Source organism: Lentzea sp. NPDC036955 (assembly GCF_055608005.1).
The window spans coordinates 534,600-557,899 of record NZ_JBVJRC010000002.1 but is presented as its reverse complement, the minus strand read 5'-3'; the positions used below and the strand labels follow the sequence as shown (position 1 = coordinate 557,899).

Genomic DNA, 23,300 nt, shown 5'->3' with positions numbered 1-23,300 from the left:
GTTCACCGCGGACCGGCTGCGGCTGGTGTGGCAGCCCGGCGTCCCCGCCACCCCGGGAGGGCTCCGGTGACCGACACGTACGTCTTCCCGGCGTCCTTCGGCCAGGAACGGCTGTGGATGCTGCACGAGATGGGCGCGGGCAGCGCCTACCACGTCAGCGGCGCGCTGCGGCTGACCGGCGACCTGAACGCGGACTTCCTGCGCCAGGCGCTGCAGCTGCTCGTCGACCGGCACGAGGCGCTGCGCACCGGTGTCGAGATCGGCGAGGGCGGCGCGGTCACGCAGGTCGCGATCTCCGAGCTGACCGTCCCGTTCAGCACCGGGGACACGGCCGAAGCCGGGCTGGACGACGCCATCCGGGCCGTCGTGGAGCCGCCGTTCACCCTGTCCGCGCCGCCGTTGCTGCGGGCGCGGCTGCTGCGGATCACCGACGCGCCGGAACCGCAGTGGGTGCTCGTGCTGTGCGTGCACCACATCGTGGTCGACGGCTGGTCGCTGGGCATCCTGATGGCCGAGCTGGGCGCCGCGTACGCCGCGCTGGCGGGCGGCACCCCGCCGCGGTGGCCAGAACCGGAGATGCAGTACGCCGACTTCGCCCTGTGGCAGCGGGACTTCCTGGCCGGCGACGAGGTCGCGGGGCAGCTGGAGTTCTGGCGGACCACCCTGGCCGGTGCGACCGCGCTCGACCTGGTGACCGACCACCCGCGCGGCTCGGCCACCGGCTACCGGGGCGGCACGGTCCGCGCGGTACTGCCGGACGTGCTGGTGAAGCGGCTGGCCACGGCCGCGCAGAGCGAGAACGCCACCGAGTTCATGGTGTTCGTGGCCGCGTGGTCGATCGTGCTGGCGCGGTGGAGCGGCCAGGACGACCTCGTCATCGGCACACCGGTCGCCGGCCGGCCCAGTGACGAGCTCGACGGCGTGGTCGGGTTCTTCGTCAACACGCTGCCGCTGCGGGTGCGGCTCGACCCGCTGGAGACGCTGCGGCAGGCGCTGGTGCGGTGCCGGTCGGTCTGCCTGACCGCGCTGGCCCACCAGGACGTGCCGTTCGAGTGGATCAAGCAGGCGCGCGGTGACGGCCCGAAGATCCCGCAGACCGTGCTGGCCCTGCAGAACACCCCGAGCGGCGACCTCAGCCTCCCCGGCGTGCAGGTGCAGCCGGTCGCGGTGCACAGCGGCGGTGCGCAGTTCGACGTGGGGCTGTACCTCGCGCCGGCCGACGACGGTCTCGCCGCCGAGGTGGCGTACTCCACCGGTCTGTTCGAGGAGGCGTCCGCGCAACGCGTGCTGGACGCGTTCGTGACCGTGCTGACCGAGTTCACCGAGCACCTGGACGCTCCGCTGTGGACGCTCCCGGTGCTGTCCGCGGCCGAACGGGCGCGGGTCGAGGCGATGACGGGGTCGACCGAGCTCGCCGAGCCGCTGCCGTCGATCACGGAGTGGTTCGGGCGGACCGCCGCACGCACACCGGACGCGGTCGCGGTCGTCGCGGACGCCACCGGTGACTCGATGACCTACCGCGAGCTGGACATCCGCGCGGCGGAGGTCGCGTCGTGGTTGCGGACCAACGGCGTCCGGGTGGGCGACTGCGTCGGCGTGTGCCTCGAACGCGGCCTCGACCTGGCCGTCGCGGTGCTGGCGGTGCTGAAGGCGGGCGGCGCGTACCTGCCACTCGACCCGGACTACCCCGATGGACGGCTGGCGGCGGTGCTGGCCGGTGCGAAGCCGGGCATCGTGCTCGCCTCGGCCGCGACGCGGTCCCGGGTCTCCGGCGGCACCCGCGTCGTGGACGTCGCCGAGGTCACGGGAGAACCGGCGGCGCCGGTGGAGGTGCCCGGGGACAGCGCGTCCTACGTGGTCTTCACGTCCGGTTCGACGGGCGTGCCCAAGGGTGCGGTCAACACCGTCGCGGGCCTGGCCAACCGGCTGCGCGCGGCGGAGGCGCGGATGCCGCTGGGCACCGGCGACGTGGTCGCCCAGAAGACCCCGATCGGCTTCGACGTGGCCGTGCCCGAGATCCTCTGGCCGTTGCTCGTGGGCGCCCGGCTGGTGTTCGCCGCACCGGGCGGTCACCGCGATCCTCGTTACCTCGAGGAGTTCTTCACCCGGCACGGCGTCACGCACACGCACTTCGTGCCGTCGATGCTGCGCCTGTTCCTCGACTACGGCATCACCGCCGCCGACGTGCCCTCGCTCCGGCGGGTGCAGTGCAGCGGCGAGGAGCTGCCGGCAAGGCTGGCGGCGGACTTCCTCGCCGCGTTCCCCGGCGTCGAGCTGCACAACATGTACGGCCCGGCCGAGGCCGCGGTCGAGGTGACGCACTTCCGGGTCGACACGGCGGCGGACAGCAGCCGGGTGCCGATCGGCGACCCGTTGCCGGGCGTGCAGCTGCTGCTGCTCGACGCGCACGGGCAGCCCGTGCCCGTCGGTGTTCCCGGTGAGCTGCACATCGCGGGCGTGCAGACCGCCCGCGCCTACCTCGGCCAGCCGCGGGCGACCGCGGCCGCCTTCCTGCCGCACGAGAACGGCACGCGGATCTACAGGACCGGCGACCGGGCGTACTGGAACTCGCACGGGCAGCTGGTCTTCCTCGGCCGCACCGACCACCAGGTCAAGATCCGCGGCCAGCGCGTCGAACCGGCGGAGATCGCCAGTGCGATGCGCACGCACCCGGCGGTCACCGACGCGGTCGTGGTCGTCCGGCCGGACGAGCACGGCGGCCCTCGGCTCGTCGGCTACCTCGTGGCCGACGGCGACGTGGCCGTGGACGAGCTGCGGCGCCACCTCGCCGACCGGCTGCCCGCCGCCATGGTGCCCGGCCGGTTCGTCACGATGACGGCGTTCCCGGTGAACGACAACGGGAAGGTCGACCACGCCGCGCTGCCGCTGCCACCGGCGGACCTGGTGGAGTCGGTCCGCGTGCCGCCCAGGACGCCCGTGGAGACGCTGCTGGTGAAGCTGTGGGCCGACGTGCTGGGCGTGCCCGAGGTCGGCATCCGCGACGACTTCTACGAGCTCGGCGGCGACTCGCTGCGCGCGGTGAACCTGTTGCAGCGCACCCGTGAGCTCGGCCTGGACTTCCCCCTGCAGGTGCTGCTCGGCCGGCACACGATCGAGGAGCTGGCCGAGCTGGCCCCGGAAGGGCGCGGCTGATGACCCGCACCTCCCCCACCTCCGCGAACACCGTGCCCACCGCCGCGGTCTCCGACGGCAGAGCGGTCGAACTCCTGCACCGGATGGTCGCCATCCCGTCGGTGTCCGGCCAGGAGGGCGAGCTGGCCCGGTTCGTCGTCGGCGCCATGACCGAGCTGGGTTTCGAGGCGCACGTGGACGACGCCGGCAACGCCGTCGGTGTGATCGGCGCCGCCGACGGTCCCACGATCATGCTGCTCGGCCACCTGGACACGGTGCCGGGCGGGCCACCGGTCCGGCTCGACGGCGACAAGCTGTACGGGCGTGGTTCCGTGGACGCCAAGGGACCGCTCGCGACGATGATCGTCGCCGCTGCGCGGGCACGGGCGGCCGGTGCGCGGATCGTGGTCGTCGGCGCGGTCGACGAGGAACGCGACTCCGTCGGCGCGCACTACGTCGCGGTCACCCAGCACGCGGACGCCGTGGTGATCGGCGAACCGAGCGGTGTGGGCACGGTCGTGGTCGGCTACAAGGGCGTGCTGCGGTTCACCTGCTCCGTCGACCGGCCGCAGGCGCACACCAGCTCGCCGGACCCCAACGCGAGCGAGGTCGCCGCGGCCTTCTGGGAGGCGTTGCGCGCGCGGTACGCGGTGGCCGGCGGCCGGGTGTTCGACCAGCTGTCCCCCACTCTGGTCAGCACGTCGGGCGACCTCGTCCACGCCGACCTGGTGGTCTCCTGCCGCACACCGCTGGACTTCGACACCGCCGCCTTCCTGGCCGAGGTGCGCGATCTCGCCGGTGACGCGCAGATCCGGGTGCTGGAGACGACGCCGGCGATCCGCCGGTCCCGCGCCGACCCGGTGGCCAGGGCGCTGGCCGCCGCGGTGCGGGAGCACACCGGCGGCGCCGAGTTCAAGCTGAAGCTCGGCACCTCGGACATGAACGTCCTGGGTCCGGCGTGGCAGGTGCCGATCGCCACGTACGGCCCCGGTGACCCGCACCTGGACCACACGCCCACCGAGCACGTCGACCTGTCCGAGTACCTGCTGGCGGTGACGGTCCTGACCGACGCCGTCGGCCGGCTCGCCACCGATCTGATGTCACCGAGCTGACCAGGGGATGACCTGATGGACCTGCCTGTCGCCGTACTGGCATCGCGCATCCGGCTCGAGGAGAAGCTGATCCTCGCCGAGCTGGCCCGGCGCGGGGTGCCGGTGGAAGTGATCGACACCCGCCGGGCGCTGTTCGAGGTGCAGGCGCCCACACCCGCCTACGCGGGCGTGATCAGCCGCGAGATCTCCCACACCCGCAACGTCTACGCGGCGCGGTTGCTGGAGCACTCCGGCCTCACCGTGGTCAACAGCGCCGACGTCGTCGCGCTGTGCGGGGACAAGCTGCTCACCACCCTCACCCTGCACGCCGCCGGGCTGCCGGTGCCGCGGGCGGCCGTGAGCCTGTCGCCGGAGCACGCGCTGGACCACCTGGAGGACTTCGGGTTCCCGCTGGTGTCCAAGCCGGTGAACGGGTCGTGGGGGCACCTGGCCGCACGGCCCACCGACCGCAACTCCGCCGAGATCATGCTGGAGCACCGCAGCGCGCTGCCCGGCCTGCACCACCAGGTCGTCTACGTGCAGGAGTACGTCGACAAACCCGGCCGCGACATCAAGGCCTACGTCATGGGCGGTGAGGTCGTCGGCGTGATCTACAAGATGTCCGACGAGTGGCGCACGAACACCGCACGCGGTGGCACGACGATGCGCTGCGACCCCGACGAGGAGCTGACCAAGCTCCTGCGGGCCACGGCCGACGCGGTGGGCGACGGCATCCTCGGCATCGACGTGCTGGAGTCCGAGCACGACGGCTACCTCGTCAACGAGGTCAACCACACGCCGGAGTTCCACGGCGCACTCGAGGTGCTGTCGGTGGACCTGGTCGGGGCCTACGTGGACTTCGCGACCCGCAAGCTCGGCATCGGTGCGGCGGCATGAGCGACAAGCTGGCGATGTTCGGCGGCACCAGGGTGATCGGGAAGGGCAGCGTCCCACCCGAGCAGGTCCGGTGGCCGGTGATCACGGACGCCGAGCACGAGGCGACCCGGCGCGTGCTGGACAGCGGGCAGTTCACGTCCAACAGCACCGGCGGCGGTGAGGTGGCCGCGCTGGAGGCGGAGTGGGCCGAGTTCGTCGGTACCCCGCACTGCGCGGCGGTGGTCAACGGGACCGCGGCCATCGAGCTGGCGCTCGCCGCGGCCGGGATCGAGCCGGGCGCGGAGGTCCTGGTGCCCGCGCTGAGCTTCATCGCGAGCGCCATCGGTGCCGTGCAGCGGATGCTCGTGCCGGTGTTCGTCGACATCGACCCGGTCACGTACAACATGTCACCCGAGGCCGCGGCGGCGGCGATCACCCCGCGGACCCGCGCGATCCTCGTGGTGCACCTGCACGGCCTGCCCGCCGACATGACCGCGTTGCGCGCACTGGCCGACCGGCACGACCTGCTGCTGGTCGAGGACGCCGCGCAGTCGCACGGTGCCACCTACCGGGGCAGGCGCACCGGCACGCTCGGCGACATCGCCACGTTCAGCCTCAACGTGGTCAAGAACCTGCCCACGTGCGGCGAAGGCGGCCTGATCACCACCGCGGACCCGGAGCTGCACCGGAAGGTCGTGCTGCACCGGCAGTTCGGCGAGGACCTGCGCGGCGGCCGGGAACGGGACTACGTCTCCCGCGTGCTGGCGGGGAACGCGAAGCTCAGCGCCATCCAGGCGGCGTTCACCCGCGCCCAGCTCGCGCGCCTGCCGGAGTACGACGCCGCCCGCAAGCGCAACGTCGAGGCGATGCTCGCCGCGCTGGCCGGCCTGCCGGGGCTCGTGCTGCCGGAGGTGCCGGCCGACCGGACGCACGCCTGGCACATCCTGCGGTTGCGCTTCGACCCTGCGGCCACGGGCCACCCGGACGTGCGCCCCGGTGCACTGCGGTCGATCCTGCACCGCGCACTGCGCGCCGAGGGCGTGCCGTTGCAGCCGTACCAGCTGGTGCCGCTGCCGATGCAGGAGGCGTTCCAGACCCGTGCCGGGTTCGGCGGGTACCCGTGGAAGCTCGGCGGGGACGTCCGCGGCGGGGAGTACCCGGAGACCACGGCGGTCATCGAGTCGTCGCTGACGTTGCAGCGCTGGCACCTGAACCCGCACAGCGGACCGGTGCTGCTGCGGTGCGCCGAGGCGATCCGCAAGGTGTGGGACAACCTCGACACCCTGATCCCGATCGCCCGCAGCGTGGGCCACCAGTCGAAGGCGGCCGTATGACCACCCCGCTCGCCGCCAAGGCGCTGCGCAACCGCGAGCAGATCCTGCGGATGGGCTCCTCGCCGTCCGGCACGCACGTCGGCGGCAGCCTGTCCTGCGTCGACCTGCTCACCGTGCTCTACGACGAGGTGCTCGACCTGCGGCCGGACGAGCCGGACTGGCCGCTGCGGGACCGGTTCATCCTCAGCAAGGGCCACGCCAGCGCCGCCCTCTACGCCGTGCTGGCCGCCAACGGCTTCCTGCCCGAGTCCGAACTGGAGACCTACGCCGCCAGCGGTGGCCGGCTCGCGGGGCACCCGCTGCGCCGCCTGCCCGGCGTCGAGTTCCCCAGCGGCTCGCTGGGCCACGGGTTGTCGCTCGGCGCGGGCGTGGCGCTGGCCGCCAAACGCGCGGGGCGCCCGTACCGGGCCTTCGTGCTGATGGGCGACGGTGAGCTGCAGGAGGGCTCGGTGTGGGAGGCGGCCCAGTTCGCGCCCGCGGCGGGCCTGGACAACCTGGTCGCCATCGTGGACCGCAACGGCTGGCAGATCACCGGCCGCACCGAGGACCTGGGCCTCGAACCGCTCGCCGACCGGTGGCGCAGCTTCGGCTGGACCGCCGTGGAGGTGGACGGCCACGACCTGGACGCGCTGCGCGAGGTCTTCGCGTCGCTGGAGCCGGGTCGTCCCACGGCCGTCATCGCGCGAACGGTCAAGGGCAAGGGCGTACCGCTGTTCGAGGACAAGAAGAAGAGCCACCACGTCACGCTGACCCCCGCGCTGCTCACCAGGGCGCAGGCGGGTCTGCGGGCGCGGTCGAGGAGGACGTCATGAGCGTCGAGACAGCCCCCGGCGTCCTGGTGCCCACCCGCGAGGTCTACCGCCGGGTCCTGGGCGAGCTGGCTGAGCGGGACCCGCGGGTGTTCTGCGTGGACTCCGACATGGGCGGGCTGGAGACCGGTTTCGGCGAGCGGTTCCCCGACCGGTACACCAACGTGGGCATCGCCGAGGCGAACATGATGGGTGTCAGCGCCGGACTGGCCTCCGCGGGCTTCCTGCCCTACGCCAACACCATCAGCACGTTCGCCGCGTGCCGGGCGTGCGAGCAGATGAAGGTCGACGTCGCGGGCAACAACCTGCCGGTGCGGATCGTCGTCACGCACGCCGGGTTCTCCGCGGGACACTACGGTCCCACGCACCACGCGCTGGAGGACATCGCCATCGCCCGCACCATGCCGAACATGACCGTCGTCGTGCCGTCGGACTCGGTGTCGACCGAGGCGGCCGTGTGGGCGACCGCGGACCTGCCCGGTCCGCTGTTCCTGCGGCTGGGCCGGGCGGCCACCCCGCTCGTGCACGAGTCGCCGGACGACTTCGTGCTCGGCAAGGCCACGCGGCTGCGCGACGGCGACGACGTGACGATCATTGCCACCGGGCCGTACCCGGCCGTGCTGGCCCTGCAGGCGCACGACCTGCTCGCCGCGGCCGGGGTCAGCGCGCGCGTGCTGGACATGCACACCGTCAAGCCCATCGACCGCGACGCGATCGTGGCGGCGTCCGAGCAGACCCGCGGCATCGTCACGGTCGAGGACCACGTGCTGGAGGGCGGCATGAGCAGCGCGGTCTGCGAGGTGCTCGCCGAGACCGCGCCGTGCCGGGTTCGCCGCATCGGTGTCCCCACCTCGTTCTTCGACGTCGTCGGCGACGAGCTGGAACTGCTGGCGGCGACCGGGGTCAGCGCGGAAGCCGTCGTCGCGGCGGCCGAGGCCCTGCTGTAGGGGACTCTCCGGACTACTTCGGGGAGTGCACGGACCACATGCTCGGCTGGACATCAGAGGAGGAGCCATGACCACCGCGACGGCGTGCCCCGAGTGCGAGGGCGCGATCGAGATCACGAGCTCGGTGACGCAGAACGAGATCGTGGAGTGCCCCGACTGCATGAGCGAGCTCGAGGTCGTCACCGCCGAGCCGCTGGTGCTGGCGCTGGCTCCCGAGATGGACGAGGACTGGGGCGAGTAGGTGACCTCGATCTCCGCCGGCGTCGTCGGCGCGGCCGGGTACATCGGCGGTGAGCTGCTCCGGCTGCTCACCGCCCACCCCGAGGTCGAGGTGACGCGCGCCTACTCCGCGAGCCAGCAGGGCAAGCGGGTCGACAGCCTGCACCCCAACCTGCGCGGCCACACCTCGCTGACCTTCACGCACCCGGACGAGCTCGGCTCCCACGACGTGCTGTTCATCGCCGTGTCGCACGGGAAGGCCGCCGAGCTGGTCCAGGCGATCGGCCCGGCCGCACCGCTCGTCGTCGACCTCACCGCGGACTTCCGGTTGAAGGACCCCGCGGTCTACGAGACGTACTACGACTCGGCGCACCCGGCGCCGGACCTGCTGGCCGGGTTCACGCCGGGACTGCCGGAACGCCACCGGGACGCGCTGCGGACGGCGGCGCGGATCAGCGTGCCGGGGTGCATGGCGAACGCGGCGATCCTGGCGCTGGCACCGCTGGCCGGGATCGTCGACCAGGACGTGACGATCGACGCCAAGATCGGCTCCAGCGGTTCCGGCGCGACCGCGACCGGGATGAACCTGCACTCCGAGCGCAGCGGGGCGATGCGGGTGTTCGCGGCGGTCCGGCACCGGCACGAGGCCGAGGTCGGGCAGGAGACCGGGCTGCGGGTGCGGATGACGGCGACCGGCGTCGAGGCGGTGCGCGGGGCTCAGGTCCTGTGTCACGCCACGGCCTCCGGTGTCACCGAGAACGACCTGCGCCGCGCCTACCGCACCGCCTACGGGAACGAGCCGTTCGTGCGGATCGTCGCGCAACGGCGTGGCCTGTACCGGCTGCCGGAGCCGAAGATCCTGGCCGGGACCAACTTCTGCGATGTCGGGTTCGCCGTGGACGGTGACCGCGTGCTGGCCGTCGCGGCGCTGGACAACCTCGGCAAGGGCGGCGCGAGCAACGCCGTGCAGTGCCTGAACATCCGCATGGGCTGGGCGGAGAGCACCGGCCTCGGCTTCGTCGGGCTGCACCCGATCTAGCACCGCGACCGGCCTGAGACCGCCGGCGCGGCACCGACACAGGCAGGAGAGACATGGACGGCGTGCTCGTGGTCAAGGTCGGCGGGGCGGCCGGTGTCGACGCCACCGGGGTCTGCGCGGACGTGTCGGACCTGGTCCACGCCGGTCGGCGGGTCGTGCTGGTGCACGGCGGCTCGGCGACGGTCGACTCACTGGCGGACCGGCTCGACGTGCCCCAACGTCACCTCACCTCCGCCAGCGGTGTCACGACCCGGCACACGGACGCGGCCACCCTGGAGGTGCTGCAACTGGCGCTGCTCGGCCAGGTCCGCCCGGCCGTGCTCGGTGCGCTGGGCGAGCGCGGCATCCGCGCGATCGGACTCTCCGGGCTGGACGCCGGTCTGCTGCGGGCCGAACGCCGCGCCGCCGTCCGCGCCGTGGTGGACGGCAAGCGCGTCCTGGTCCGCGACGACCACAGCGGACGGATCACCTCGGTGTCCGGGGCGCTGCTGGAGTTGCTGCTGGACAACGGGTACACCCCGGTGATTTCGCCGCCGGCGATCGCCGAGGACGGCCGCCCGGTGAACGTCAACGCGGACCGGGTCGCCGCCGCGGTGGCCGCCGAGCTCAAGGCGGACACGCTGGTGTTCCTCACCGCCGCCCCCGGACTGCTCGCGGACCTGGGCGATCCCACGTCGCTGCTGAGCAGCTACCCGCTCACCGCGGCCAGCGCGTCCACCGTGTCCGGTGGCATGTCGGTGAAGCTGATCGGGGCGCGCGAGGCGTTGCAGGGCGGCGTGCGGACGGTGCTGATCTCCGACGGCAGGGCGGAGTCGCCGGTGAGCCGGGCGCTCGACGGCGCCGGCACCCGCGTCACCCTCGCCTGAGAGACATGTCTCCCCCGGCCGGCGAACCGACCGGGGGAGAACGCTGTCACGCGATCCGGCGCATGGTGCCTGTGAGTGCCGCGACCTCCGAGCGGGACGAGACCTCCAGCTTGTCGAAGATCCGGCGCAGGTAGGTCTCCACCGTCTTGTGGCTCAACGTCAACGCCCGCGCGATCTGCTGGTTGGTCCGTCCCCTCGCCACGAGCTCGGCCACCTGGTTCTCCCGCACGCTCAACAGGCTCAGCCGCTCCACGACGGCCTTCTCGAAGTCCTCGACCTCGGCCTCCCCCGCCGCGCGCACGGGTGCCCCGTCCAGGTGCAGCACGGCGAGCAGGACCGGGTGCGACCGGGCGGACAGCACGGCGACGGCCGCGCGCACCAGCTGCCGCGCCTGCTTCTGCTCGGTCACCGACTCCAGGCACGCCAGCGCCAGCAGGGTCAGCCCCAGCTGGTCGGCCGGACCGCGCCGGGACAGCAGCTCGTCCTCCAGCGCGTGCCAGAACCGCGCCTCGTCGTTCCTGCCCACCGCCGAGCTGAGCCCGGCCAGCACCGCGCACAGCGACCCCGGCACCGCCGTGCCGCCGCTCGCGATCACGTGCCGGATCTCGGCGCACAGCCGTTTCGTCCGCACCGCGACCCCGGCCGAGCCGGTCGAGGAGGCGAGCGCACTCGCGTCCTGCGCGTGTTCCACCGCCAGTCCCAGCGCGCCGTCGCGCAGGTGTGCGGTGGCCAGGCCGAGGTGGAGCCGGCCGAGGACGTGGACCTGCTGGTGCCGCTCGGCGAGCTCCAGCCCGCGGGTGAACTCGGTCAGCGCGTGCGCGGTGCGGCCGGACCAGATGTTCGCCCAGCCGAGCCAGTCGAGCGCTTCACACGTCGACGTGACGTCATCACCCAGTCGGTCGAGCGCCTCGGCGGTGCTGTCGGCCACTGCCGCCGCCTCGGTGCCGCGGCCCAGTGTGGCGAGCATCGCGCTGTGCACGGCCGCCGCGCGCGGATCGGCCTGCGCCAGTGGTGCGACGGTGTCCAGCAGACCGGCCACGTCACCGCCGCTGTCCAGTGCGATCTCGGCGAGGGCGAGCGGCACCTCGACGTGCCGGACGGCCGTGCGGACCACCTCCGCCGCGTCGTCGAACCTGCCGAGCAGGCGCAGCGCCCGGACGTGGGACTCGGCCAGGCCGGTGAGGGTCGCCGGGTCCAGCTCGTCGTGGTGCCGCCACGCCTGCTGGTGCTCCGGCAGGCTCTCGGCCAGCCGCCCGGACAGCGCGGTGGCCCTCGCGAGCCGGGTGACCAGCTCGCCGCGGTGCAGGTCGTGCCGCTCCAGCAACGCCCGCAGCCAGCGCGACACCGCGCCGGGCATGCGGTCACCGGTGCTCCTGACCGCGGCCAGGAGCGTCTCGGCGTCCCGCTCGGTCGCCGGTTTGCCGGACCGTTCGAGGTGGTGCGCCTGGTCGGCCAGCGGTGCGCCGCGCTTCCACAGCGCCTCGTAGGCCCTGGCGTGAGCACCGATCCGCCACCCGCCACCCGACTGCCGGTAGCAGATCGCCCTGACCACGCCGTCGCGGAAACCGAGCCGGTTGTCCCTGGTGCGCACCAGGTCCTGGGCGATCAGCTCGTCCAGGCCGGCCAACGCGCGGTCGTGTTCGAGCTCGGCGACCTCGGCCACCAGCACCGGGTCGATCGCGTCGCCGACGACGGCGGCGGCCTGGGCGAACAACCGCCCCTCCGGTCCCAGCGCCTGCAGGTCCACGCCCACGGCCGCCGCGACCGGGTGCGGCGACGGCAGGTCGTCCACGACCGCCGTGTCGTCGTGCGCACCGGCGGCCAGCGCGCTCAGCAGTCCTGGCTGCCCGCCGCTGAGCCGGTGCAGCACCCTGCGGCGACCCGGCCGCATGGTGGCGGGCAGCAGCCGCGCCGAGTCGGCCGGGTCCAGCGGTCCCAGCTCGATCCGCCGCACCGCACCGGTCTCCGCCGCCGTGCCCAGCGCGCTGACCAGGTCGACCGGCGTCTGCCGGGGACGGTGGGTCAGCACGAGCAGCACGGGTGCGGCCAGCGGGCGGCGCACCAGGTTGAGGATCATCTCGACGGAGCTCTGCTGCGCGTTGTGCACGTCGTCGAGCAGCAGCACGAGCGGTGCGTCCTCGCTCAGCTTCCCCAGCAACGCGCGGATGCCCTGACAGGCCCAGTACCGCCGTTCCTGCGGCTGTGTCCGGGTGGCGCCGGACGCGTGCAGCACGGGGAACATCTCCGGCAACCGGACTGCCGCCCGCGGGTCCATTCCGGACAGCAGACGCGCACCGCCTGCCGCCAGCAGGTCGTCCAGTGCGTCGGCGAACACCGCGAACTCCGTCATCAGCGGCTTGCCCACGGCCTCGCCGTGCGCCACCAGCACACCCGCGCGTTCCGCCCGTTCCCGGAACGCGGCCAGCAGCCGGGTCTTGCCCATGCCGGGCTCACCGGCCAGCTCCAGCACCCTGACCGGGCTCCCGCCGAAGGTTCCCAACAGGTGGTCGAAGAACTCGAGCTCCCGCGTCCTGCCCCTCAAGACCGACTGCCCGGACAACTCTCCCGTCCTGCCAAGCCCGCCCCCGAGCATCGACGGCTCCCTCCTCGACAGAGACATACCGCCGTTGGCGCACACCCGCAGGCGCGCACCAGTGCGTGCACGCCGTACGCACTCGTGTGCGCATCGGCATACACCCATGCGTGTATGAATCTGCACGAATAGACCCCAGTACCCGCCTGTCAGTATTACCCGCACACCACACGGCGGCAAGTCTGGCTAATCCGGCGCACGTCAGGGGGAACCTTGACACGCCTGCGGAGATTTGGTTACGTTCGCTTCGGGTCCAGCGACATGGGGGCTGTGACCCAGAAATGGCACTGGGGGCCGACCGGGGGGTTGACATGTCGCGAACTGGAAATACCAGACATCCGCGCAGGCCTTCCACCGGCAGAGCGCAGGCCTGACCTGATCGTCGCTGGCGAGGTAGCACGCGACCGTTGATCTCACGAACCTGACAGTTGACGCCGAGCCGTCCGGCCGGCTCCATTCGTGCTGCCCGCGTTCGATTGATTGTTCACCGACAAGACCACTTCCGCGCAAATTCGACGTGCAAATTTTCGGAACGGCAGGGGTAATCATGGTATCCGAAAGCAAGGCGTTCACACTGAGCGACGAGGAACTCGCGAAGTTCCACCGCGACGGATACATAGGTCCATTCGACCTCTACGAGCCCGAGGAGATGGCCGCGCATTTGCAGGCCCTGCGGCCGAAACTGATCAACACGAAAAAGGCCGTGTACGGCGGCGGCAAGACCATCTCCGGCGTGACCAACCTGTCGAACTACGACCGGCACCTGGACGTCGACTTCCTGGCCGAGCACATCACCCGGCCGGAGATCGTGGACCGGGTGTCGAGCATCCTCGGGCCGGACACGCTGTGCTGGCGCTCGGAGTTCTTCCCCAAGTACCCCGGTGACGAGGGTACGGACTGGCACCAGGCCGACAACTTCTCCAACGTGGCCGGCTCGAAGCACCCGCAGATCGTGTGGCCGGAGGACGCGGACTTCGGCGGCACCATCACGGTGTGGACGGCGTTCACCGACGCGTCGGTGGACATGGGCTGCCTGCAGTTCATCCCCGGCTCCCACAAGTCGATGAACTACGACGAGTCCAAGGTCATGGACTACAACCCGGAGCTGATCAACAACCAGGAGAAGGGCGGGGTGCGCCGCGGGTTCTTCGGCTACGACTACCGGCAGCTGCAGAAGGACCCCAACTGGTCCCCGGACGAGTCCAAAGCGGTCTCGCAGGCGATGAGGCAGGGCCAGTTCATCATCTTCTGGTCCACGCTGATGCACGCCTCGCACCCGCACGCGGGCAAGACCGACCAGATGCGACTCGGCTTCGCGGGGCGTTACCTGCCGACCTCCGTGCGCGTCTACCCGCACTCCGACGCGCTCGCCGAGTTCGGCGGTGCGGCCAGCCTGGAGAAGTTCGGCAACGTGCTCACCTCGGGCCGGGACAACTTCGGGCACAACAAGTTCGTCGAGACCACCGTGAACGGCTTCCGCTTCCCCGTCAGGGACGGGGTGCCGGCCTGATGGCGACCGACGACATCGACACCATCCAGAAGTGGGTCGTGACCACCTGTCAGGACCTCGGGCTGAGCGTGGACGCGGAGTCCGACTTCTTCCGGTCCGGCGGGTCCTCGCTGACGGCGGTCAAGCTGATCGCCAGGGCCGAGGAGGCCTACGGCGAGGACGCGCTGCCGCCGGACGACCTGTTCAGCAACAGCAGCGTCCGCGAGATCGCCGAGAGCATCGCCCGCAACGGGCAGCAGGCCGACGCGTCACCGGCGTAGGCGCACCGCGATGAGGGGTGGCCCCCGGTGTGCCTGCCGGGGGTCACCCCTCCACGCCGTCCACCCGGAAGCAGGGAGCAGATGTCGAGGGGAAGCGCATGAAACGGCTCACCGCCGGACCCAGAGCGCGCGATGTGCACGCTCTGGCCAATGTGGACACGTCGGTTCCCTTTCCGTCGGACAGCAGCATGAAGGAGCTGTTCGAACACCGTGCCCGGCGGAACGGCGGGGCGACCGCGCTCGTGCACGGCGACCGGCGGATGACCTACGCGGAGCTGAACGCGGCGGCCAACCGGCTGGCGGGGCACCTCGTCCGACAGGGGTGCCGGCGCGGTGACGTGGTGGGCGTGTGCGTGCGGCGGTCGTGCGAGCTCGTCGTCGCGCTGCTCGCGATCGTCAAGTGCGGGGCGGTGTACCTGCCGTTCGACCCGTCCTGGCCGGACGAGCGCCTGCACGTGATGTTCGGCATCGCCGGCTGCGACCGGGTGGTCACCGACCAGCGGGAGGCCCTGGCGGCGCGGCTGCCGCGGTGCCAGGTGACCGATGTGTCCTCTTCGGACGGTGACGGTGCCGCGGACCCCGCGGTCGCCGTGCTGCCCACGGACATCGCGTACGTCAACTTCACCTCGGGGTCGACCGGGCGGCCCAAGGGCGTGCCGATCCAGCACCGGTCGGTCGTCCGGCTGGTCCACGACGCCCGCTACACCCGGCTCGACGACAGGGCCGTCACCCTGTTCCTCGCGCCGGTCACCTTCGACGCGGCCACGTTCGAGATCTGGGGAGCGCTGCTCAACGGCGGCACGTGCGTGGTCTACCCCGGTGGTTTCGTCCGGCTGTCCGAGCTGCGCCGGGTGGTCCGCCGGCACGCGGTCAGCACGGTCTTCCTGACCACGGCGCTGTTCAACACGATGGTCGACGAGGACGTCGACGCCCTCGGCACCGTCGACACCGTTCTCACCGGCGGTGAGGCGCACTCGTTGCCGCACGTCGAAAAGGCGCTGGCGCACTACGGCGCGGGCCGGATCGTCAGCGTCTACGGCCCCACCGAATGCACCACGTTCGCCACCTACTACCCGCTCACCGGGCCGCAGCCGGAGGACCGGCCGCTGCCGATCGGGCGGCCGATCCAGAACACCCGCGTGCACCTCGTCCGCGACGACAGGCTGTGCGAGCCGGGTGAGACGGGTGAGGTGTGCCTGTCGGGTCCCGGCCTGTCCCCCGGTTACCTCGGGATGCCGGAGGAGACCGCGCGGCGGTTCGTGGACTGCGAGGTCGACGGCGTCACCGAACGCCTGTACCGCACCGGTGACCTCGCGTACTTCGAGGCGGACGGCGTGCTCGTGTTCCAGGGCCGTGACGACGACCAGGTCAAGGTCAACGGTCATCGCATCGAACTGGGCGAGGTCCAGCACGTGCTGACCGGGCACCCGGACGTGCGCCAGGCCTTCGTCACCGTGCACGTCACCGGCACCGGCGAACGGGTGCTCATGGCTTTCGCCGTCTCGGACGCGCCGGCGGAGGCGTTGCGGGAGCACCTGGCGCACCGCCTGCCGCCGTACATGGTGCCCGCGGTGATCGAGGTCCGCGCGTCGCTCCCCCTGTCGGCGCACGGGAAGGTGGACCGCGAGGCCCTCCTGTCGTCACTGCGGTCCGGGTCATGAGCGACGACGTCCGCCAAGAGATCCGGTCCGTCTTGGACGCGGTCGTGCTGCCGCACGCCGACAGCTGGGAGGAGCAGGGGCACATCCCGGCCGACGGGTGGCGTGCGCTGGCGGAGACCGGTCTGCTCTCCCTGCCGCACGAGGGCCCAGGCTTCCTGCGCAGCGCCGTGTTCCTGGAGGAGCTCGGCGGCACCGGGTACGCCGGCGTCCGCGCGGCCATCGGTGTCCACGCCTACATGGCACCCGCCTACCTGCGGATGTTCGGCACCGACGCCCAGCGGTCGGCCTGGCTCAGGCCGGACCGGATCGCCGCGCTGGCCATCACCGAGCAGAACGCGGGAACGGACCTGTCCTCGCTGTCCACAGTGGCCAAACCGGACGCTGCCGGTCACCGGCTGACCGGGGAGAAGTTCTACGTGGCCAACGGTTCCACCGCGGACTACTTCGTCGTGCTGGCCAAGACCCGCGAGGGCGGCACCACCCGCGTGCTGTCCGGGGCGAGCCTGTTCGTGGTGGACGGCCGCTCCCCCGGCATCACCCGGCACCCGCAGCGGACGCTCGGCTGGCGCGCGGCCGGCACGTGCCGGGTGTCGTTCGACGGGGTGGTCGCGGACGGGGTGATCGGCCGGCCGGACCGGGCGCTGCTGCAGCTGATGCCGGCGCTGGACTTCGAACGGCTGGTCGCCGGTCTGCTGGCGGTCGGCGGCGTCCGGCACTGCCTCGACCTGCTGCGGTCGTTCGTGCGGTCGCACCGGGTGCGCGGTGAGGCGCTGAGCGCCAACCAGGCGGTGCGGCACCGCCTGGCCGACCTGGACGCCCAGTTCGAGCTCGTGCGGGCCTTCGCCCACCGGCTGGCGGAGGAGCACTGCGCCGGGCGGCTGGACACCAAGGCCGCTGCCGTTCTCAAGCTCACGGCGACCGAGCTGGCGGTCGCGGCCGCACAGGCGTGCGTGCAGTTCCACGGGGCGCGGGGGTATCTCGACGACGCCGCGCCGGCCCGCCTGTACCGCGACGCGATGGCGGGGACCATCGCCGCCGGCGCGAGCGAGCTCATGCGTGACTTGATCTTCGAGTCGGGGCGATGAGGAGTGGAGACATGGGGAACTTGGACGCCGCGACGGTGAGCGGCCGCCTGCTGCTCGCCATGGCCGTGCTCACGGTCGCGGTGCGGGTCGTCGGCTGGGCGGTGAGCAAGATCGGCCAGCCGCGGGTGCTCGGGGAGATCGTCGCCGGCATCCTGCTGGGACCCAGCGTGCTGGGACTGGTGTGGCCGGAGATGATGGCCCACCTCTTCCCGCAGCAGGTGATCGCGGGGCTGAACGTGCTGGCCCAGACCGGCCTGGTGATGTTCATGTTCCTGATCGGCCTGGAGATCGACCTGAGGTCGCTGCGCGGGCAGGGGCGCAAGGTCACGGTCATCAGCCACGCGTCGCTGCTGGTGCCGATCGCGCTCGCGGTGCCGCTGGCGCTGTGGCTGTACCCCCGGTTCGGTGCGCAGACCGACCGGCTGGCGTTCTGCCTGTTCTTCGCCGCGGCCATGGCGATCACCGCGTTCCCCGTGCTCTCCCGGTTGTTGCGGGAGTCCGGCCTGATGCCCACCCGCGTGGGCGTGATCAGCCTGGTGTGCGCGGCGATCAACGACGTCTACGCGTGGATCATGCTGGCCGTCGTGGTCGCCGTGGCCAAGTCGACGGGCCTCGGGGACGTGCTGCTGACGCTCGCCCTGTCGACCGGCTACCTCGTCGTGATGTTCGCCGTGGTCCGGCCCCTGTTGCGGCGCCTGGGCCACCCGTCGATGTGGGTGATGGTCGCGGTGGCGATCCTGAGCGCCTGGACGACCGACCAGATCGGCATCCACGCGATCTTCGGCGGTTTCCTGGCCGGTGCCGTGATGCCGCGCGACCCCGAGTGGCAGCGCGGCGTCGAGGCGAAGCTCGAGAGCATGATCTCCGTGCTGCTGCTGCCGATGTTCTTCGGCCTGGTGGGGCTGTCCACCCGGATCGACCAGCTCACCACCGCCGCCCTCTGGCTGACCGCGCTGCTGGTCGTCGTGGTCGCCACGGCCGGCAAGCTCGGCGGCGCGGCGATCGCCGCGCGCCTGACCGGTGACCGGTGGACGGAGTCCTTGCTGATCGGCGTCCTCATGAACACGCGCGGGCTGACGGAGGTGGTGATCCTGACCGTCGGCGTGCAGCTGGGCGTGGTCTCCTCCTCCCTGTTCACGATCATGGTCCTGATGGCGCTGGCCACCACGTTCATGGCGGCACCGGTCATCACCGTGCTGCAGCGCCGCCTGGCGGACCCCCTCGTGAACGCCGATCCGCTGGCCGGCCGCGGCGCAGGAACCGGTCGATGAGCCGGCCCGGTCAGGACGCCTGGCTGCGCGGCTTCTCGCCCAGCCCGGACAGCGAGGTCCGGGTCGTCTGCTTCCCGCACGCCGGTGGTTCGGCGAGCTACTACGTGCCGTTCGCCGAGCAGCTGTCCCCGGTGGCCGACGTGCTGGCCGTGCAGTACCCAGGCCGGCAGGACCGCAGGCACGAGCCGTGCATCGACGACATCGCCGTGCTGGCGGACCGGGTCGCCGAGGTCCTCGCACCGCACCTGGACCGCCCGACCATCTACTTCGGACACAGCATGGGCGCGACGCTCGCGTTCGAGGTCGCCCGCAGGACGACCGCGGCGCACCTCTTCGCGTCCGGCCGGCGTGCGCCGTCGTGCTGGCGCGACGAACGCGTGCACCAGCGCGACGACGACGGCCTGATCGCCGAGATGCGCGCGCTGAACGGCACGAGCTCCGCGCTGCTGCAGCACGAGAAGATCCTCCGCATGGTGCTCCCCGCGGTGCGCGCGGACTACCGGGCCGCGGAGACCTACCGGTACGCCGAGGGTCCGGACCTCACCGCGCCCGTCACCGTGCTGGTCGGCGACGACGATCCGCTGGTGACGCTGGACGAGGCCCACGCCTGGCAGCGGCACACCACCGGGACCACGGAGCTGCACGTGCTGCCGGGCGGCCACTTCTTCTTGGAGGACCAGTGGCCCCGCATCACCGGCCTGGTCGGGGACGAGGTGCGCGGACTCGTGTCGTCGCGCGCGTGAGGACTCAGCCGGGCAGCAGACCGGAGTCCGCGAGCCACCTGTCGTCGTAGAGCGACTCCAGGTAGTTGCTGCCCAGGTCCGGCGCGATCGCCACGCACGTCAGGTCCTCGTCCCTGGACTCCAGCCACCGCAGCGCGCCGCTGACGACGGTGCCGGTCGACCCGCCGAACAGGTAACCGTGCCGCACCAGCTCGTGGCACGTCCGGACGGTGTCGCTCTCCTCGACGTGCACGACGTCGTCGACGAGCGACTCGTCCAGGATCTGCGGGCGGACGCTCGTGCCCAGGCCCGGGATCAGCCGGGTGGCCGCGGGCGTGCCGAAGGTGACCGAGCCGACGCTGTCGACGGCGACGATGCGCACGGCCGGCTGGGTCTCGCGGAAGTACCGCGCACAGCCCATCAGGGTGCCGGTGGTGCCCGCGCCGATGAACAGCACGTCCAGGTCGGGGAACTCCTTGGCGATCTCGGGCGCCGTGGAGCGGTAGTGGCCCGTCCAGTTGCCGGGGTTGGCGTACTGGTTGAGCCAGACGAAGCCGGAGTTGTCGCGGCACAACGCCTGCACGTGCGCGATCCGGGTGCCGAGGAACGCACCGGACGGGTCCGGCTCGGACACCACGTGCACCTCGCTGCCCAGCGTCTCCATCGCGCGGCGGGCCGCACCGGTGCAGCGGACGTCGGTGACGCAGATGAACCGGTACCCCTTGCTGGCCGCCACGAGGCTGAGGGCGACGCCCATGTTGCCGGAGGAGGACTCGACCAGGGTCGAGCCGGGGGTGATGCGGCCGTCGCGTTCCATCGCGCCGACCATCTCCACCGCGGCCTTCAGCTTGATCGAGCCCGCGAAGTTGAAGCCCTCGCACTTGAGCAGCAGCCGCCGTCCGACGACCGGCCGCAGGTCCACGTACAAGTCCGCGACGTTGAACTCCAGCGGACTCGTGATGACAGCTGCCACACCGAAATCCCATCTCGTAGCCGACGCGCAAATCCTTTCCAGGGACGCCATATTTCCGCTATACGGACGGCCATAGGTGCGATACCGATGAAATATAGGCGCTCTCCGCAGGGTCGTTTTCACGACGAACCGGAGGGAGAGGCAGATGGGACACTGGGCTCCACTCGAGCTCGACCCGGCAGGCATCGGAGCCGAGCCAGGTCCACACGGGCTGGTCGACCATCTGCGCGGACGGGCCGACCTGGCCGGACTGCTGACGGCGAACAAGGCCCTGGTCTTCCGCGGTTTCCAGGTCACCACCGCGGAGCTCGACGAGGTGATGGACCTGCTGCTGCCCAACCGGCTCGCCTACGTCCACGGCAACTCGCCGCGCACGAAGGTCGGTCAGAACGTGTACACGTCCACGGAATACCCGCCGGAATTCGACATCTCCATGCACAACGAGATGTCGTACGCCCATCAATGGCCGGAACGGCTGATGTTCTTCTGCGACGTGGCACCGGAAACGGGTGGCGCGACCCCCGTGGTGGACGGGGTGCGCTGGCTGGGTTCCCTCGACGACGAGGTGCGCGAGGCGTTCGCGAAAGGCGTGCGGTACACGCAGAACCTGCACGGTGGCAAGGGGTTCGGCAAGAGCTGGCAGGACACGTTCGAGACCGGCGACCGGGACGTGGTCGAGGAGTTCCTCGGCACCTCCGGCAGCGAGTTCTCGTGGCGTGCCGACGGCGGGCTGCGGGTCAGCCAGGTGCGGCCCTCGACCGTCGAGCACCCGGTGACCGGTGACGAGGTCTGGTTCAACCAGGCCGACCAGTGGCACGCGGCCGGGCTCGGCGACGAGACCGCGGCGGCGCTGTACCAGATCATGTCCGAAGAGGACCTGCCGCAGTCGGTGACGTTCGCCGACGGCTCCCCCATCCCGGCGGAGCACGTGCGGCAGATCCGCGACCGCGGCCTGTCCGAGGCGGTCGACGTGAGCTGGCGCGCGGGCGACGTGCTGCTGATCGACAACGTGGCGGTCGGCCACGGCAGGCGGTCGTTCACCGGGCCGCGCCGCATCCTCGTCGCGATGTCGGACTGACCCGTGTCGAGCACCCAGCTCCACCACGAGCACCAGGCCGAGTCGCTGCGCCGCGCCGCCCGCCGGTTCGCCACCGGCGTGACGGTGGTGGCGGTGAGCGACGAGGGTCGTGACCACGCGCTGACCGCCAACTCGTTCGTCACGCTGTCGCTGCAGCCGGCCCTCGTGGGCGTGTCGGTCACGACGGGTGGCCGGATGCGCCTGCTCGCCGAACGCGCCCGCTACTTCGGCATCAGCGTCCTCGACGCCGGCCAGGAGGAGTACGCGCGGCACTACGCGAGCCGCGGCCGCGCCGGTGCTCCCGAGCACCTCGTGCTGCGCACGCTGGGCAGCGTGCCCGCGCCGGTCGTGCCGGGCTGTGTCGCCTACTTCGTCTGCGAGTTCGCGCACACGCACCCGGTCGGCGACCACGACCTGATCATCGGCTCGGTGGTCGAGAGCCGCGTGGTCAGCGAGGAACGCGCGCCGCTCATCTTCCTCGACGGCAAGTTCAGCTGACTGGAGCCACCTGACATGACCCCGGTACCGCCCTTCGGCGGCCACTCCCTGTTCCTGTTCCTGGTCCAGGTCGCGGTGCTGCTCCTGCTGGCGCTGCTGACGGGCAGGCTCGCGATGCGGTTCGGGATGCCCGCGATCGTCGGCGAGCTGCTCACGGGCATCCTGCTCGGCCCGTCGCTGCTCGGCGCGGTGGCGCCCGGCTGGGCGGAGTGGCTGTTCCCGCACCAGGCGGAGCAGTTCCACGTGCTCGACGCGTTCGGGCAGATCGGGGTGCTGCTGCTGGTCGGCGTGACCGGGGTGTCGCTCGACCTCAAGCTCATCCGCAAGCGCGGCAGCACCGCGGCGAAGATCAGCATCCCCGGTCTGGTGATCCCGCTGGGCCTCGGCGTCGGCGCGGGGTTCCTGGTGCCGTCGGCGCTGCTGGCCGGCTCCGGTGACCAGCGCGCGGTGTTCGCGTTGTTCCTCGGCATCGCCATGTGCGTCAGCGCGATCCCGGTGATCGCCAAGACCCTGATCGACCTGAAGCTGTTGCACCGCAACGTGGGCCAGCTGATCCTCATCTCCGGCACAGTCGACGACATGGTCGGCTGGCTCGGCCTGTCGCTGGTCACCGCGATGGCCACGACCGGCCTGCACGCGGGCACGGTCGCGCGGTCCGTCGGGTTCCTCGTGCTGTTCGTCGTGGTCTCGGTCGTCGTCGGCAGGCCGGTCGTGCGCGCGGTGATGCGGCGGGTGAGCGACGGCGCCACGATCGGTGCCGCGGTCGTGGTCCTGCTGACGATGAGCGCCGCCAGCCACCTCCTCGGCCTCGAAGCGGTGCTCGGCGCGCTCGTCGGCGGCATGCTTATCCGCAACGCGGGCGGCGACGTGCTGGAGAAGCTGCTCCCGCTCCGGACGGTCGTCATGACGTTCCTCGCGCCGGTCTTCTTCGCGATGGCCGGGCTGCGCATGGACCTCACCGCCCTCGTCCAGCCGTCCGTGCTCGTCGCCGCCGTGGTCCTGCTGCTGATCGCGGTCCTCGGCAAGTTCGCCGGCGCGTTCCTCGGCGCGTGGCTGAGCGGCCTCAACCGCTGGGAGGCGCTGGGGATCGGCGCCGGCATGAACGCGCGCGGTGTCGTCGAGGTCGTGGTCGCGATGGTCGGGCTGCGGCTGGGCGTGCTCAGCACCGAGATGTACACGATCGTCGTGCTGATCGCGATCGTCACGTCGCTGATGAGCCCGCCGATCCTGCGTGCCGCGGCCGCCCGCATCGAGGTGACCGCGAGCGAGCGGCTGCGGTTGAGCGAGTACGAGCCCCCGTCGCGGCAGCAACCCGCCGCCGACCCCGCCTGAGGAA

Annotated in this window: 20 protein-coding genes; 18 read left to right on the top strand and 2 right to left on the bottom strand. The window is 71.7% G+C overall.

The annotated features are described in order from the left end of the window. The first annotated feature begins 66 nt into the window (after window positions 1-66). From ACZ7CF_RS07555 to ACZ7CF_RS07515, 9 genes are all read left to right on the top strand, one after another. Window positions 67-3,153 (top strand): non-ribosomal peptide synthetase, encoded by a 3,087-nt coding sequence (locus ACZ7CF_RS07555; protein ID WP_470369158.1) that lies wholly within the window; start codon window positions 67-69, stop codon window positions 3,151-3,153. Then, window positions 3,153-4,244 (top strand): M20/M25/M40 family metallo-hydrolase, encoded by a 1,092-nt coding sequence (locus ACZ7CF_RS07550; protein ID WP_470369157.1) that lies wholly within the window; start codon window positions 3,153-3,155, stop codon window positions 4,242-4,244. The genes ACZ7CF_RS07555 and ACZ7CF_RS07550 overlap by 1 nt, the downstream gene beginning before the upstream one ends. 15 nt (window positions 4,245-4,259) lie before the next feature. Then, window positions 4,260-5,120 (top strand): lysine biosynthesis protein LysX, encoded by an 861-nt coding sequence (gene lysX / locus ACZ7CF_RS07545; protein WP_458432378.1) that lies wholly within the window; start codon window positions 4,260-4,262, stop codon window positions 5,118-5,120. Then, window positions 5,117-6,433 carry a DegT/DnrJ/EryC1/StrS family aminotransferase gene (locus ACZ7CF_RS07540; RefSeq protein WP_470369156.1) on the top strand — a complete coding sequence of 439 codons (1,317 nt, stop codon included), beginning with the start codon at window positions 5,117-5,119 and terminating at the stop codon, window positions 6,431-6,433. Before lysX ends, ACZ7CF_RS07540 begins: the two co-directional genes overlap by 4 nt. Beyond that, entirely contained in the window at window positions 6,430-7,245 is an 816-nt protein-coding gene (locus ACZ7CF_RS07535) for a transketolase (protein ID WP_470369155.1), read from the top strand. The genes ACZ7CF_RS07540 and ACZ7CF_RS07535 overlap by 4 nt, the downstream gene beginning before the upstream one ends. Beyond that, window positions 7,242-8,189, top strand: a complete 948-nt coding sequence (locus ACZ7CF_RS07530; RefSeq protein ID WP_360383694.1) for a transketolase family protein — start codon at window positions 7,242-7,244, stop codon at window positions 8,187-8,189. The genes ACZ7CF_RS07535 and ACZ7CF_RS07530 overlap by 4 nt, the downstream gene beginning before the upstream one ends. A 67-nt stretch (window positions 8,190-8,256) precedes the next feature. Beyond that, window positions 8,257-8,430 (top strand): lysine biosynthesis protein LysW, encoded by a 174-nt coding sequence (gene lysW / locus ACZ7CF_RS07525; RefSeq protein WP_360383697.1) that lies wholly within the window; start codon window positions 8,257-8,259, stop codon window positions 8,428-8,430. Next, window positions 8,431-9,447, top strand: coding sequence for an N-acetyl-gamma-glutamyl-phosphate reductase (argC, locus tag ACZ7CF_RS07520; protein ID WP_458432381.1), 1,017 nt, complete (start codon window positions 8,431-8,433; stop codon window positions 9,445-9,447). It begins immediately after the preceding gene. A 53-nt stretch (window positions 9,448-9,500) separates the two neighbouring features. Further along, the gene (locus ACZ7CF_RS07515) at window positions 9,501-10,313 is read left to right on the top strand and encodes a [LysW]-aminoadipate kinase (RefSeq protein ID WP_458432382.1); all 813 of its coding nucleotides are present in this window, start codon (window positions 9,501-9,503) and stop codon (window positions 10,311-10,313) included. Between the two features lie 46 nt (window positions 10,314-10,359). Here ACZ7CF_RS07515 and ACZ7CF_RS07510 read toward each other — a convergent pair whose 3' ends face one another. Further along, window positions 10,360-12,855, bottom strand: a complete 2,496-nt coding sequence (locus tag ACZ7CF_RS07510) for an AAA family ATPase (protein WP_470369154.1) — start codon at window positions 12,853-12,855, stop codon at window positions 10,360-10,362. Between the two features lie 598 nt (window positions 12,856-13,453). Here ACZ7CF_RS07510 and ACZ7CF_RS07505 point away from each other — a divergent pair. The 6 genes from ACZ7CF_RS07505 (at window position 13,454) to ACZ7CF_RS07480 (ending at window position 19,436) form a co-directional block, all read left to right on the top strand. Next, the gene (locus ACZ7CF_RS07505; protein ID WP_360383708.1) at window positions 13,454-14,416 is read left to right on the top strand and encodes a chlorinating enzyme; all 963 of its coding nucleotides are present in this window, start codon (window positions 13,454-13,456) and stop codon (window positions 14,414-14,416) included. Next, window positions 14,416-14,676 carry an acyl carrier protein gene (locus ACZ7CF_RS07500; protein WP_360383711.1) on the top strand — a complete coding sequence of 87 codons (261 nt, stop codon included), beginning with the start codon at window positions 14,416-14,418 and terminating at the stop codon, window positions 14,674-14,676. The genes ACZ7CF_RS07505 and ACZ7CF_RS07500 overlap by 1 nt, the downstream gene beginning before the upstream one ends. Window positions 14,677-14,864: 188 nt before the next feature. Then, complete coding sequence (locus ACZ7CF_RS07495) at window positions 14,865-16,337, top strand: amino acid adenylation domain-containing protein (RefSeq protein ID WP_360383714.1); 1,473 nt, start codon at window positions 14,865-14,867, stop codon at window positions 16,335-16,337. Continuing rightward, a complete protein-coding gene (locus ACZ7CF_RS07490) occupies window positions 16,334-17,422 on the top strand; it encodes an acyl-CoA dehydrogenase family protein (protein WP_470369153.1) in 1,089 nt (362 codons plus the stop codon). Before ACZ7CF_RS07495 ends, ACZ7CF_RS07490 begins: the two co-directional genes overlap by 4 nt. An 11-nt stretch (window positions 17,423-17,433) precedes the next feature. Then, window positions 17,434-18,693: a cation:proton antiporter domain-containing protein gene (locus tag ACZ7CF_RS07485; RefSeq protein WP_470369152.1), complete on the top strand. Its 1,260-nt coding sequence runs from the start codon at window positions 17,434-17,436 to the stop codon at window positions 18,691-18,693. Beyond that, window positions 18,690-19,436 (top strand): thioesterase II family protein, encoded by a 747-nt coding sequence (locus ACZ7CF_RS07480; protein WP_470369151.1) that lies wholly within the window; start codon window positions 18,690-18,692, stop codon window positions 19,434-19,436. Before ACZ7CF_RS07485 ends, ACZ7CF_RS07480 begins: the two co-directional genes overlap by 4 nt. Window positions 19,437-19,440: 4 nt before the next feature. Here the strand turns inward: ACZ7CF_RS07480 and sbnA are convergent, their stop codons facing one another. Further along, window positions 19,441-20,388, bottom strand: a complete 948-nt coding sequence (gene sbnA, locus ACZ7CF_RS07475; protein ID WP_470369150.1) for a 2,3-diaminopropionate biosynthesis protein SbnA — start codon at window positions 20,386-20,388, stop codon at window positions 19,441-19,443. Between the two features lie 145 nt (window positions 20,389-20,533). Between sbnA and ACZ7CF_RS07470 the strand changes: the two genes are divergently transcribed. From ACZ7CF_RS07470 to ACZ7CF_RS07460, 3 genes are read left to right on the top strand one after another with little or no spacing between them, the layout of a single operon-like run. Next, a complete protein-coding gene (locus ACZ7CF_RS07470; protein WP_470369149.1) occupies window positions 20,534-21,466 on the top strand; it encodes a TauD/TfdA family dioxygenase in 933 nt (310 codons plus the stop codon). 3 nt (window positions 21,467-21,469) lie between these two features. Then, window positions 21,470-21,964 carry a flavin reductase family protein gene (locus ACZ7CF_RS07465; RefSeq protein WP_360383729.1) on the top strand — a complete coding sequence of 165 codons (495 nt, stop codon included), beginning with the start codon at window positions 21,470-21,472 and terminating at the stop codon, window positions 21,962-21,964. Window positions 21,965-21,979: 15 nt separating this feature from the next. Continuing rightward, window positions 21,980-23,296, top strand: a complete 1,317-nt coding sequence (locus ACZ7CF_RS07460) for a cation:proton antiporter (RefSeq protein WP_360383731.1) — start codon at window positions 21,980-21,982, stop codon at window positions 23,294-23,296. Window positions 23,297-23,300 lie beyond the last annotated feature (4 nt).